A 13,220-nucleotide genomic window follows, 5' to 3' on the forward strand; every position below is an offset into this window, starting at 1 on the left:
CTAGGAGAGGAATACGTTGACAGACGTGGCCGATTTAAACCGACGTCAGCAGGCGATTATGCGCCAGCTCAATGAGGTAGAACACTTAGAAACGGATACCTTGGCGGCCCAGTTTTCGGTGACTACCCAAACTATTCGTCGTGATATCAATCAACTGTGCGCACTCGGGTTAGCGCGACGCCATCATGGTGGGATCAGTGTGCCGGCAGCGTTGGCCAATACCGACTATCAGCGACGCTTACAAAGCCATTCACGCGAAAAAGAAGCCATTGCTCAGGCGGTTGCTGCGCGTATCCCTGATGGTGTCACCGTGATGTTAGGTATTGGCACCACAGCGTCGGCGGTGGCGGATCAGTTGCTTTCTCGTAAAGACCTGCGAGTGGTGACTAATAACCTTAAGGTGGCGCATCGTTTGGGGGCGAATCCGCATATTGATGTATGGTTAGCTGGGGGAAAACTACGCGCCAATGATCAAGATATGGTTGGCCACTCTGTGATCCAATTTTTGTCTCGTTTTCAGCCTGATATCGCCATTATTGGCTGTGCGGCTGTCAGTGAACAAGGGTGGGCGTGCGAGTTTACTCCCGACGAAGCGGCGGTGAGTGAGACGATTTTAGCCAATGCTACCGCGCGATGGCTGGTGGCGGACCGCTCAAAATGGCAACGCCAAGCGCCGGTTCGTGTGACATCGCTTGCGACGTTTGATTGTGTCTTTACCAATTACACCGGATTGGATGACACCATTCCTCGCGTACTGTGTCATCATGATGTGCCGATGGGCGAGGCCTAATATACTGAATTAGGCCTGCGCAGATAAAATGGCGCGATAGAGGGCTTGAGTCGCCTCCTCGGGTGTTTGCTTAGGGTTATAAAAGAACTCATTAATCACATCAAAAATCGCGCTTTGGACGTAACGGGTGGTCGACAATCCATGTGACATGCTTGGGCTTAGTGTGTTGTGCTGCTCGGCGTAGAGAAAGGCCTGACGCGATTTTTCGGCACAGGTGTCCTCGTTCGGGAGTGGGATATCAAAGCGAATAGGCAGTGAGCCTTTATAGCGATTGAAATCGCGTTGAAACTGGGATGTTAACAAGTATTCGGCCATATCCGTTTGGCTTTGTCGCTCTTCGGCATTGTTTGGCTTAAAAAAGACAAAGCTATCTATGTTATAGCTAAACGCTTGCTCCGTACCGGGGACGGCGACACAGGTAAAGTTTTTTCCTTCTTGCTGATTTGCTGCAAGAAATTCACCTTTCGCCCAATCGCCCATCACTTGCATGCCTGCTCGGTTATCGATCAATAATCGTGTGGTGTCACTCCAATTCCGACCGAGATTGTCGGAGTCGGTGTAGGGGCGCATTTTGGCCAATAGAGAAAATGATTTTGTGACACCGTCACTTAATAGCGCCTCGCGATCAAAGTCGAGAAAGGCTTGTTGATAATGTTCAGGCCCCATCACGGATAAGGCGAGTGTGTCGAATAAGGTCGCTACCTGCCAAGGTTCTCCGCCTAATGCCAGTGGGATATAGCCAGCCTGTTGTAGTTTATCGGCAGCGGTAAAAAAGCTTTCAAAATCATGGGGAATGGCAGCCCCCGCGTCCTTGAAGGCACGTAGATTGATCCAGAGCCAGTTGACGCGGTGAATATTAATTGGGGCCGCGACATAATCCCCTTGGTATTGCATCACGTCACGAAGCGGGGCTGGAATTTTGTCTTCCCAGTGTTCTGCTTCCGCAATGTCATTGAGGTTGCGTAAAAAGCCTAAACGCGCCCATTCGGTAATCTCTGGTCCTTTAATTTGTGCGGCGAGGGGAGGATTACCACTGATTGCGCGGATCCTTAGGGTATTCATCGCGCTGATCCCCGCTTGTCCGCCGACCGCAAAATCACGCCACTGATGACCGCGTTGCTCGATCCCGGCGCGTAAAACGGAGGCCGCTTTGGCTTCTCCGGCCGATGTCCACCAATGGAGCACTTCCACTTCGCTGGCATGGGCGGCAGGCGTAATATACAGCAGTGTCGATTGAATGACGCTGACGCACAGTGCTTTAAGAGTCAATCGCATTATTCTTCTACCCGTGGAAAACTAATATCGACTTGCAGGCCACCTTCATTGCGGTTGCTGAGTACCATGTCACCGCCGTGGGCATGAATAATATCACGCGCAATGCCAAGCCCTAACCCTGAGCCCTCGTTATCGGTGTGAAGGCGCACGTAGGGGTCAAATACCGAGTCGAGCTCTTCTTCCGGGATCCCTGGCCCTTGGTCGATTAGGGTGATATCCAGCGTATGTTCGGCATCCATCACATAGATGGTGACTTGTTCGCCGTATTTAACGCCGTTATCAATCAAATTAGATAGGCAGCGTTTAAACGCCAGAGGTTTACAGGTAAAGCCTTTCACTGCCTCACATTCGATGGTGACACGCACCCGATCTTGATTGTGGGGCTCGGCAATTACCGCCAAGAAATCAATCACATCAATCTCGGCCATGTTTTCGTGAATGTCGGTATCACGCACGGTTTGAACGGCGCCTTTTACCATGATTTCGAGTTCATCCAAGTCTTTGTTCATTTTGGCGGCTTGGATGTCATCATCAATCAATTCTGCCCGCAGACGTAATCGGGTTATCGGGGTTTTTAAATCATGTGACATCGAGCGAAACAGGGTTTCACGCTCTCGCAAATGCCGTTGTAATCGACGCTGCATACGGTTAAATGCGCGTGTCACAATCGCGATTTCTGCAGCGCCTTCTTCTTTGAGTGGCGGTTGTTCAATGTCTGTACTAAATAGGTTCGCCGCTTTCGCTAAGCGTTTGAGTGGCCGCGCTTGTTGACGAATTAAACTGTAAGTAAACAGCAAAAGTAACGCAGTGATCACCACAATAAAGACCACTTGATCGGCCGTAATCAACGTATCGTCCAAGGTGACATACGGCGCGGGGAGCAGGGCAGCGATGTAAATCCACTCATTAGTTTTGAGCTCCATTTGCACCACCAAAATTGGTGGGTTGAGTGGCTCAAGGCTTAGCGTGTGATGCGCCCATGACTTGGGCAGGTCGCGGAGTAAAATGTCATTATTTAAAACGCGCAGCGTCTCGGGGCGGGAAAATTCCACGTCAATGGTGCTCAGCGCGGGCAGTTGCGCCTCTAGCACTTGCGAGACGGTATTGACCGCCACCTGTTTCGCTTGGGTCTCTTCTATTGGGGTGATGTTGATTTTTTCTTTGTTGAAAGAGACAAAAAACCGCGTTCCGCCCATATTGCGAAGCTGATTTAATGCGATGTGGCGGTACGCGACGGGCAAAGACTGAAAAAAGGTGGTTGTCGATGCGAACATATTCGCCAAGCTGGCTGACGCGGACTCTAAGCCCGCCAGCTGCGTGCGTTTGGATTGAGTGTACCAAATGGATGTCGCAATCACCTGTGCGAGCACGACAGACAATAGGGTCAGGAGCAGCGTACGCGAGAGGAGAGAGCGCGGCACGAGCCGTTGTAACCACTCATGATTCATATTGGATCTCAGCGACAAACATATAGCCCGCACCGCGGACGGTTTTGATTAGGTTCGCTTTACCATTATCACGCAGGCGCTGTCGTAGGCGACTCACTTGGACATCTATGCCTCGTTCTTGTGGCTGAGCGTCGCGACCGCGGGTGGCTTGGCTAATGGCGTTGCGATCTAGCAATTGGTGGGGATTGTCTATAAACAACATCAGTAGCGCATAATCCGATGCAGAGAGTTCAATCTCCATGCCGGTGACTACTTGATGTAGCTGTTGTGTCGCCGGTTCCAAGCGCCATTGACCAAAACGGATCGCTTTCGGCCGTGACAAGGTCGTTTCTTGCAACTGTTGGGTGCGGCGAAGCAAAGCACGAATACGCGCAATGAGCTGACGAGGACTAAAGGGTTTGGCAATATAATCATCTGCGCCCAGCTCTAAGCCAACGATTTGATCGGTCTCATCAGATACTGCGGTGAGCATAATGATTGGCACACTGGAGTCTTTGCGAATGGCTTTACATAAGGTAAACCCATCATCACCGGGAAGCATCACGTCAAGTAAGATAAGGTCTGGGTATTGGACCGCAAGCTTAGAGCGCATTTCATGACCATTTTGCGCGGTGGTCACTTCATATCCTGCTTTGGACAGATAGGCCTGCAAAAGCTCGCGAATTTCTACATCGTCATCAACCACTAAAATGCGTTTGGCTGCAGCCATAGCGCCGATACCCTTTCTTACCAATATCAATGAGCGCCATTATCGGTGGTTTGGGCCTGTGATGCTACTGACAATGACGCACTTTGCATAATTAATCAGCGACTTGATCAAGGTCAGACCACATCCCCTAGACAGGACGAACGAGAATGCAGGCAAACAAAGAATCTAAATCGCTGGAAACGAAAAGCCCTCCGAAGAGGGCTTTAGAAACCTTAGTGAGATGTCAGACAGGATTACTCGCTATCGCTGTGCATCGCTTTGTGAATACACAGTGCCGCGCCACCCCATGTGACCGCGAAACCAATGATCATCATTACAATTGCGCCTGTGGTCATGATTCTGTCTCCATATCGCGTGCGGGCGTTGTGGTTGAGTTCACGATGATGCCAACCACAACCATGGCTGCGACGAGCCCCCAACCTAGGGTGATGAGTTCGAACTGTGCATAGCCGCCGTATCCTTCATTAACCGTGTTGATCAAGTTTTTGGTGATGATCACGGCCAACATAATTGGGCTGACAAAGCGGATACACACTTCCATCCACTGGCCAACACTAAACTCAGATACGCGGTTAACGTATTGGCGAATATCGGAAAGTTTCACCAACCAGCCGACGACAATGAGCTCAATCAAACAGCTTGCTAGCAGCGCTACGTTGTTGACGAAGTAGTCCACTAAATCGAGAAGCAACAAGCCGCCGTTAGTTGCAAAGGCCATAGAAACCACGAAGCCAACGCCGCAGACGGCTGTCGCTGCCTTTTCACGTGCAAGGTTCAGCTTATCCATGATCGATGCAGTCACTGCTTCGATAATCGAAATGTGTGAGCTCAGCCCAGCGACGACGAGCGCAAGGAAGAACAATGGCCCGAGGATGTAGGGGATCGGCAGTAAGTTGATCGCCGCTGGTAGCGTGACAAAGGCAAGTCCTACGCCGCCACTGACAACATCGGTAATGCCTTTGCTTTGCTCTGCCGCCATGTAGCCCAAAATGGAGAAGATCAATACCCCCGCCACAATGGAGAAGCCACAGTTGATCAGCACTGTCATCAAGGCGTTGTTGTTTACGTCCGATTTTTCAGGCAGGTAGCTGGAGTAGGCCAGCATGATGGCAAACCCAACGGACAAGGTGAAGAAAATCTGCCCATAGGCGGCCGACCACACTTTTGCATCTAACAACTTGCTAAAGTCAGGCGCAAATAAGTAGTTCAAGCCATCGAGGGCACCCGGCAGCATCACTACGCGGCCAATCAGCAAGATCACCATGATGAATAGCAGTGGCATCATAATCTTGCTGGCTTTTTCAATCCCGCCTTTGACGCCACGATAGACGGCTGCATAAGTGATTGCCCATGCGATGATCATCGGAATAGCAATATGCCATTGCCAATCGCCTAAGTTGGTGGGTGAATTTTCTCCCAGCTTCAAATAGTCAGAGAAAAAGAACGCGTTGGTATCTGTGCCCCAATCCTGGCCAAACGAGAAGCCAAAATAAGAGATGGCCCAACCAATGACGGCAACATAGTAAATACCGATGGTTGCGGCGATCAGAACTTGGAACCAGCCTAACCATTCGAACTTGGTATTGAGTTTAGAAAAGACCACAGGCGACGAGCCGCGGAGTTTTTTGCCTAACCCAAACTCCATGATCATAAAGGGGATACCGGCGGTTAGCATGGCGAAAAGGTATGGAATAAAAAAGGCGCCGCCACCGTTTTCGTAGGCCATATAAGGGAATCGCCAAATGTTCCCCAAGCCAATTGCTGACCCGACAGCGGCTAAAATAAAGCCAGCGCGCGAGCCCCATTGTTCTCGTTTCATATCTACTCCTTTGCGAATCGCTACCATCTTTCACCATATAGGTATCGCAGTGTTGTGAGGCTGCAGATCGTTTTATGGCTTATATGAAAGAAATAGCACATTCCCACAATTATAAGTTTTAACTTCCTGTTGCCCGTATGTTGAAATTTTTATCTAGGACGGGCATTGATGGCAGATTAAGCACTGGTCAGGCCTAAATCAATAGCCGCAAAACCAAGCAGTTAGCACAAAAATTTTTGTTAACTTGGTGTAAACAATTATAAGTGGTGTTTCATGCTGGGCTTTTACTTTTGATGTAGACGATTGAGCTGTCAAAATTATCAATAGAGGCGAATGATCGTTATTTTGATTTGCTGTCTGGGTGACGAAAAAAACAGCAAAATGCCCCCTTGAATTGAAGTTCACACAGGTATCTTTACTCGCGGATCCTCACGATGAGGATAGGGAAAACATGATGATCGCCTCAGATTCGCCATTTTATTCGCTACATAATAGCGATATTTTTCATCTTTTAATCAGTGGTTTAGCTTTGTAAGAGCCCACTTAGTCGACGTCGGTGCAGCTTTGACAGGAGAGGGTATATACTTGGATTAATAGGTATTGCACCTGATCCGCGGCGTCTTTGGGGTTAATCATTATGTCAACAAGGAGTATCAGCATGGATAAAACACTTGCATACGCACTGACAACCGCTGTTTGCGCGCTGGGTATGATTTTCACTTTTGCTGCTGTCGCTGTGTTGTCTTAATTATCATCGGTTCGCTGTTAACGAGAATGGACACTGGCGCCCTAACTGTGAGTAGCTACGTTGCGCAGTAAGCGTTACCATGCACAGCGGCCAGCGTGCTGGAAGTGAGCTAACACACTGAAAGCGATGCGTTAATCAAGAGCTGTACGCTAATAAAGAGCTTTGCTCGCATAAAGCGTTATGCAAGATGAATAAGGGGCGAAAGTGTTAAGAAGTAAGCAAGCTTTGACAGACAACTCTCCCGGTACGGCAATGCCAATTGCTCCGCGCCATTTTACCCGGCCACAGCGTATCGCGCTGGTACTGCAGGGAGGCGGGCAACGCGGGATTTTTACCGCAGGCGTGCTTGATGCATTTCTTAATGTCCGATTTGATCCATTTCAACTTTATTTAGGGACGTCTGCCGGCGCACTCAACTTGACGGCGTATGTATGCCAGCAGCATCGCTACGGGCATCGGTTTATCACTGAGCTCACCACGCAAGAGCGCTTTTTCCACCTGATGAAGTACGTGCGCCGCCAACACCATATGGATTTAGATTGGGCGCTTAGTACGGCATTGCCGGGTCATGAGGCTGCGCTGGACATTGAAACAGCGAAGCTACACTTGAACGGAAGAGAGGCCTACGCGTGCGTGACTGAGGTTGATACCCTGAAACCGGCCTTTTTCTCGATTACCGATGACACTTGGCCAGATGCACTCAAAGCAACCTGTGCCATCCCTTTGCTTTATCCGCATCCTGTTTGCATTAATGGTAAGCGCTATGTTGACGGTGGCGTGAGTGCCGCGGTGCCGGCGAAAGAAGCCTTCGCCCGTGGGGCGGATATTATTGTAGTGATTCGCACTGAGCCGGCGTTGGAGCAAGACAAAGGCGGCCCAGAAGATCAGAGCCATTTTTTGGATACATTACGGACCAAGTTTGAAGCCAAAAAGCCGCATTTTAAGATTTCTGACTATCTCTCTAATTTTGAATTTAAGTACCGTCTAACCCGATTTGAAACCTTTCAAAAGGAGTTGAACAAGCAGTTAGCCGAACTCTCCGAACGCTACAAATCTAGCCGTGAGCAATGGGTGAGTCGTGTTCGCGATGGAATGAGAGAAAAAGCGATGCAAAACGGCGGACGCTGGCTCTTTGGCGGTGACACGATTTATCGGTTGCAGTCGTTATCGGGTAAACCGCTGAGCAGCGAGATGCTCAAAATGCTCACTACGCACTATCAAAGCTATCAAAACGAATTACAGTTTTTAGCCGAGCCACCACCTCGTGCACAGGTGTTACAAATCGCGCCGAGCGCACCGCTACAAAGCAGTGCATTATTGAGCAAGCCTGAGCAACTCGATGCGGACTATCAACTGGGCTTATCGCTTGGCAATCAGTTTATGGCGCAATACGGCGATGCTCTCAATACCATATCAACCGTTAAAAGTGAGGCTTTTGAGCCCAACTCAATAGCGTTACCACACCAAGGATAGGCGATGACGGAGTTTGAAAAAATGCAGCGGGGGTTACCGTATTCCCCAGCCGATGAGGAATTAACCTTATTTCGCTATGCTGCGCGCCGCTTATGCCAACAGTTTAATTGTATCGATCCTGAAGACACCGATAACCTTGCGATAGTAACGACCAAGTTGTTTGCAGGGATTGGATCCAATGTGGATATTGATGCGCCGTTTTTTTGTCACTACGGAATGAATATCGAAATCGGCGATAACGTCAGTATTGGACCTAATTGCACCATGCTTGATGGGGCCCATGTTCGGATTGGGCATAATGTCAGCATCGGTCCCAATGTGGGTATCTATACCACGCGCCATCGCGTACTCCCGCTCGACATTGCTCGTGGAGAGTGTGAAACCTCACAAAGCGTGATTGTCGGCAATAACGTCATTATCGAAGGCAACAGTGTGATCAAAGCAGGCGTTGCGATTGGTGAAGGTGTGGTGATTGAGGCGGGATCGGTGGTGGATACAGATATCGAACCCTTTTCCATAGTGGCAGGTAATCCAGCAGAGGTTGTCCGGCGTTTACAATAGAGGTAGCCATTACTTGGGTGGGAAATGTTATAATATAACATTTTCTAATTGGCATCCTGGTAACGCTGTAGTAATGTTAACGCCCTGATTCGGGTGTCAGTAGTAAGAGACAAATTCTAATGGTAAAAGTAAGGGCTCGGGTGCCTCTGAACGTTGGAGTAGGGAGCCATATCCCTGCCGAAATTCTATCTTTTGAAGGACTAGCGTCTGGACAGGAGCACGTTGCGCTTATTTTTAAACAAGCGGACGTGACCGATCAAACTCCCCTAGTGCGAATGCATTCTGAGTGCTTAACGGGCGATGTATTCCATTCATCACGGTGTGATTGTGGTGAGCAGCTCGAAGAAACGATCCAAAAGATGGGTGAAAATGGCGGGATTATCCTCTATCTTCGTCAAGAAGGGCGTGGAATTGGCCTATACAATAAGCTTGATGCTTATGAGCTGCAAAGCCAAGGCATGACTACTTACGAAGCCAATAACCATCTTGGCTTTGCGGACGATTTACGTGACTTTACTGAAGCCGCACAAATGCTAAAAGCCTTGGACATTCATCGCATTCGGTTAGTGACCAACAACCCGAAAAAAATTGAAGAACTCCAAGCTGCCGGTATTGATCTCAAAGAAGTGATTGGCACCAAAGCGCACCTCAAAGAAGGTAATCGCAATTATTTAAAAGCTAAAATTGAGCATGGCAAACATCGTCTGAATATCGAGCAAGACTAAGTGGTAGTGAGTTGTGCTTAGTCGCAAACTTTACGGAAGGGCAGTGACAGTCACTGCCCTTTTTCGATACAGTGCGGCGCGATATATAAGCTTTCACTCAAGGACGAGTCATGAAAACGCAATTTTGGCAGTATATTTTCCCACCTTTGCCGCCCATTGCGATGTTACTTACCGTGGGCTTCGGTGTGTTGCTCAACCACTATTTTTCTTTTCCGTTCACATTAGGTTCGCCATATTGGGCTGTATTTCCTCTTACGCTCGCCATTGGATTGCTGGTGGCGGCGAAATGGGCATTTCATCGTCATCACACCACCGTTGATCCAATCAAAGAGCCATCAGCCCTGGTCACAACCGGCATTTATGCCTATACGCGCAATCCGATGTATCTCGCTTTGGTATTGCTCATCGTTAGCGCTGGATTCTACTTTAACTCTCTTTGGTGTTGGGGCTTGGTTCCCGCCTATATGACCTACCTGTCAATGACCTTTATCTTCTCTGAAGAGCGGCGACTCGCTGCGCATTGGCCTGACGCATTTGCTGAATATCGGGCACACGTCAGACGCTGGATTTGAGATTATAAAAACTAATCTCAACCATGATAAAGAATCGTGTTGCGGCGACTCATCGCCCATTGCTTTCCTCACTGCTCAGGCCTATTATCGCGCTGTCTTTGGTTGTGATGTTTTTCGTGTGCCTAGCGTAAAACTTTGCAACATCCACTTATCAAATCATTATTTCGCATAATTCATTTTTAGGAGTGTAGGAATGTCTTCGGCAATGCCTATGGGTAAGTTGTTGCTGCTCATTGTAATGCTGGCTGCGGTGGGTCAAATGACTCAAACCATGTATGTTCCATCGATTGCAGCGATGGCCGCAGATTTCTCGGTATCACCGGCGCTATTGCAGGCGGTGATGGCGTGCTACTTGATCCCGTACGGGCTGTCTCAGTTTATTTATGGCCCCATCTCCGACCGTATTGGGCGTAAGCCCGTTATTTTGGCCGGGCTTGCCTTATTCTTGGTCGGGACAGGGATCACGCTGTTAGCACATTCCTATTCGTGGTTTTTAGTGGGTAGTGTGGTGCAAGGCGCTGGGATTGGCTGTGGTGGCGCCATGGCGCGAACCTTAACCCGAGATTGTTTCTCTGGCGCGAAGTTGCACCGTGCCAACAGTTTGGTGAGTATGGGGCTTATTTTCTCACCATTAATTGCGCCTTTATTAGGAGGATACCTTACTGAGGTGTTGAACTGGCGGGCGAGTTACTTTTTCTTGCTGCTGCTAGCGATCGTGGTCTATGCAGTGATGGCGCTGCGTTTTACCGAAACGTTACCGCAAGAGGCTCGTCAGCCCGGTAATTTTATCGGTCGTTACCGCCATGTCATGAGCTCGCGGCGTTTTCGAGGTTACCTATTGTGTTTGATTACAGTCTTCTCGGGCGTGTCGGTCTTTGAAGCAGCCGCTGGGGTGATTATGTCTGATGGATTACATTTATCACCGACGCTGATCAGTGTCCTTTTTGTCGCGCCACTGCCTGCCTATTTAGTGGGCTCGGGCCTATCTAGCCGCTTTGCCGATACCATAGGCTACTACGCGACATTGACGCTGGGTAGCGTAATGGCATTAATGGGGGCAGGGATCCTTGTTGTATCAGGATTAATGGGCGAGATTTCTGTGTATAGCTTGATTGGTGGCGGTTGTGTGTATTTTGCCGGTGCAGGCGTGTTATTCCCAGCGGCCAGCACGGGGGCACTGAGCCCATTTCCTTATCATGCGGGCACAGCCGGTGCTATCTTGGGGGGCGCTCAAAACCTGCTTGCGGGTCTTGTGACGCTAGCGGCCAGTCGATTAGGTGTCGCGAGTCAGCTTTCTCTGGGCTCAATGATGCTTGCTCTCGGCATACTCGCGAGCATTGGCTTAATGATGAGTTATCGTGCGGACCAACACGGGGACGATCCCACCTCGGCACCAGTCCACTAAGGATACAAATGCAAACGGCAGCATGGGCTGCCATTTTTAATTTCTCATCCTGACCATAGCGGTCGATAAAGGCGAGCTGTCACGTCAATCATAGACATGAGGTCTGCCATCAGTGCAGTTGTGTGGGGCTGCGTTTCCATAGTAAGTGACAGAATTTTTCTTCCGGATCACGGCTGAGTAGCATACGCACAAACACATCGGCCAAGGCGCCTTCTTTTGCCATCCCAATTTGTACTTCCGCACAGTGGGCGAGGTTGATGTCAGACCCGACATGCTCAGGCCAATCGCTGCCGACTTCAACCACGATGGCGCCGCCGTCTTCCTCAAAATGGGATTCGTATGCTGCCAAATCGTCATACTCCAAATTATCTGGTGCCATCTCCGCGAAGATCTCAAAGGCGGTTTCAAGGATCTCATCCAAGCTCATTAGCGCTGATTGCGTCATTGGGTGTTCTCTATTCGTTCTGGGCGTGCTCGGACTATAGCATGCTGGTTACGAATTCTCAGCCCGTCAATTATCCAACGCGACAGCTGGCAAGGATTATGCTTAACTTTACGCAAACGCCTGTACTCAATTTAAGCAAGCGCGTTGATACAGGGTGAGATTCGGTGGTAGAGCGTTGATTTGTCCATGCAGATGACCAACAATAGCGCACGCATTCAACCTTGTGTGAAAGTCGTGACTCAGTTGCAATCTCAAACGGCTTATTTACCAGAGCCGGATCGGCGCTCGCCGTTACAACCCGAATTTATCCCTGTCATGGTCAAAGCGATCAAACAGCTTCGTGCTTTGATCGGTAAGCGGCTTCACAGTGTCTACGTGAGCGGCGATATTGTCTGGCGCCGTGCGATAGTGGGGGAGTCTGTCCTGCATTTAACCGTGGTATGCCACCAACCACTAACGCTTGACCAATCCAGTGCCATGAATACCTTATTGTGGCGAATTAAAACCAGCCATAGCAAAGTCATCGATGGCTGTCATATCGACACAGTGACAGTGTCACAAGTCCGTGATTTGGCCGAAATCTTTCACTGGGGCTTCTTTTTTAAACATCGTGCAATGTGCCTGTATGGCCAAGATCTTTCCGAGAGTTTTGGCCATTTCGAGGCGAGTTGGGAAGTGGCGAAAGCGATGAATCCCGATTTGAGCGGTAAACTCGCACGTGCCAAGCATAAAATACAAGCGGCCACGACATGGAACACGCAACTGACTGCAGCACAGCGCATTGCCGATACCTTAATTCGTGGTGCGTTTGGTTTGGTTTTGCATAAAGAAGGGACGTGGACGGAATCACTACCTGACTGTGCAGAGTTGTTTATTAAGCATTATCCTGCTAAACAACAAGCAATTGAGCGACTTTTTATCCTGCTAGATCGCAAACCTGTAAAAAAACGTGCTGTTATGATGCTCCTCAATGACTTTGGTGACTGGTTGATCAAAGAATATGCACGTATTGACTTTAAAATCGGTTAGCAGGACCAATACGCAGTGTATATCAGCTCGTTATCCAAAAACGTGGTTACGATAATCTGTGAGCTGGCCCACCTTATACCCTACAAGTTGCTAACGGAATCTGATCTTGGTCAATAAAATAGTGTAACAAACTTTTCACAAATGAAGGTTTGATGAACTATAAAACGCAATTGAGCCGTGGTAGTTGTGCTCTATAGATGTATTTATTCAGTATTTATGAC

13 protein-coding genes are annotated in these 13,220 nt (G+C 49.1%); 7 read left to right on the plus strand and 6 right to left on the minus strand.

Annotated features, from left to right (window positions below; genetic code table 11):
- Window positions 1-25 precede the first annotated feature (25 nt).
- The gene (locus BZG82_RS11115; RefSeq protein ID WP_274532487.1) at window positions 26-790 is read left to right on the plus strand and encodes a DeoR/GlpR family DNA-binding transcription regulator; all 765 of its coding nucleotides are present in this window, start codon (window positions 26-28) and stop codon (window positions 788-790) included.
- 9 nt (window positions 791-799) lie between these two features.
- On the opposite strand, the gene BZG82_RS11120 is transcribed toward BZG82_RS11115, so the two are convergent.
- From BZG82_RS11120 to BZG82_RS11135, 5 genes are all read right to left on the minus strand, one after another.
- Complete coding sequence (locus BZG82_RS11120) at window positions 800-2,065, minus strand: ABC transporter substrate-binding protein (protein ID WP_077765854.1); 1,266 nt, start codon at window positions 2,063-2,065, stop codon at window positions 800-802.
- On the minus strand, window positions 2,065-3,513 hold the full coding sequence (locus BZG82_RS11125; RefSeq protein WP_077765855.1) for an ATP-binding protein: 1,449 nt from the start codon (window positions 3,511-3,513) through the stop codon (window positions 2,065-2,067). The genes BZG82_RS11120 and BZG82_RS11125 overlap by 1 nt, the downstream gene beginning before the upstream one ends.
- Window positions 3,503-4,222 (minus strand): response regulator, encoded by a 720-nt coding sequence (locus BZG82_RS11130; RefSeq protein WP_069587752.1) that lies wholly within the window; start codon window positions 4,220-4,222, stop codon window positions 3,503-3,505. Before BZG82_RS11130 ends, BZG82_RS11125 begins: the two co-directional genes overlap by 11 nt.
- A gap of 233 nt (window positions 4,223-4,455) precedes the next feature.
- Complete coding sequence (locus tag BZG82_RS16205; RefSeq protein ID WP_096628241.1) at window positions 4,456-4,557, minus strand: MetS family NSS transporter small subunit; 102 nt, start codon at window positions 4,555-4,557, stop codon at window positions 4,456-4,458.
- On the minus strand, window positions 4,554-6,041 hold the full coding sequence (locus BZG82_RS11135; protein ID WP_069587598.1) for a sodium-dependent transporter: 1,488 nt from the start codon (window positions 6,039-6,041) through the stop codon (window positions 4,554-4,556). Before BZG82_RS11135 ends, BZG82_RS16205 begins: the two co-directional genes overlap by 4 nt.
- A 952-nt stretch (window positions 6,042-6,993) precedes the next feature.
- Here BZG82_RS11135 and BZG82_RS11140 point away from each other — a divergent pair.
- From BZG82_RS11140 to emrD, 5 genes are all read left to right on the plus strand, one after another.
- Entirely contained in the window at window positions 6,994-8,262 is a 1,269-nt protein-coding gene (locus BZG82_RS11140; protein ID WP_241825754.1) for a patatin-like phospholipase family protein, read from the plus strand.
- A 3-nt stretch (window positions 8,263-8,265) separates the two neighbouring features.
- Window positions 8,266-8,823: a sugar O-acetyltransferase gene (locus BZG82_RS11145; protein ID WP_077765856.1), complete on the plus strand. Its 558-nt coding sequence runs from the start codon at window positions 8,266-8,268 to the stop codon at window positions 8,821-8,823.
- A 119-nt stretch (window positions 8,824-8,942) separates the two neighbouring features.
- Window positions 8,943-9,548, plus strand: coding sequence for a GTP cyclohydrolase II (locus tag BZG82_RS11150; RefSeq protein WP_069587601.1), 606 nt, complete (start codon window positions 8,943-8,945; stop codon window positions 9,546-9,548).
- 110 nt (window positions 9,549-9,658) lie between these two features.
- A complete protein-coding gene (locus BZG82_RS11155; RefSeq protein ID WP_077663123.1) occupies window positions 9,659-10,120 on the plus strand; it encodes a methyltransferase family protein in 462 nt (153 codons plus the stop codon).
- Window positions 10,121-10,313: 193 nt separating this feature from the next.
- Window positions 10,314-11,525: a multidrug efflux MFS transporter EmrD gene (gene emrD / locus BZG82_RS11160; RefSeq protein WP_077765857.1), complete on the plus strand. Its 1,212-nt coding sequence runs from the start codon at window positions 10,314-10,316 to the stop codon at window positions 11,523-11,525.
- Between the two features lie 109 nt (window positions 11,526-11,634).
- Here the strand turns inward: emrD and BZG82_RS11165 are convergent, their stop codons facing one another.
- Entirely contained in the window at window positions 11,635-11,970 is a 336-nt protein-coding gene (locus BZG82_RS11165) for a DUF440 family protein (RefSeq protein WP_077640324.1), read from the minus strand.
- A 186-nt stretch (window positions 11,971-12,156) separates the two neighbouring features.
- On the opposite strand from BZG82_RS11165, the gene BZG82_RS11170 reads away from it, so the two are divergent.
- Complete coding sequence (locus BZG82_RS11170) at window positions 12,157-12,999, plus strand: hypothetical protein (protein WP_241825755.1); 843 nt, start codon at window positions 12,157-12,159, stop codon at window positions 12,997-12,999.
- Window positions 13,000-13,220: the final 221 nt, after the last annotated feature.

Origin of the sequence: Salinivibrio sp. PR5 (assembly GCF_001996085.1) — a bacterium.
Taxonomy (GTDB): Bacteria; Pseudomonadota; Gammaproteobacteria; order Enterobacterales; family Vibrionaceae; genus Salinivibrio; species Salinivibrio proteolyticus.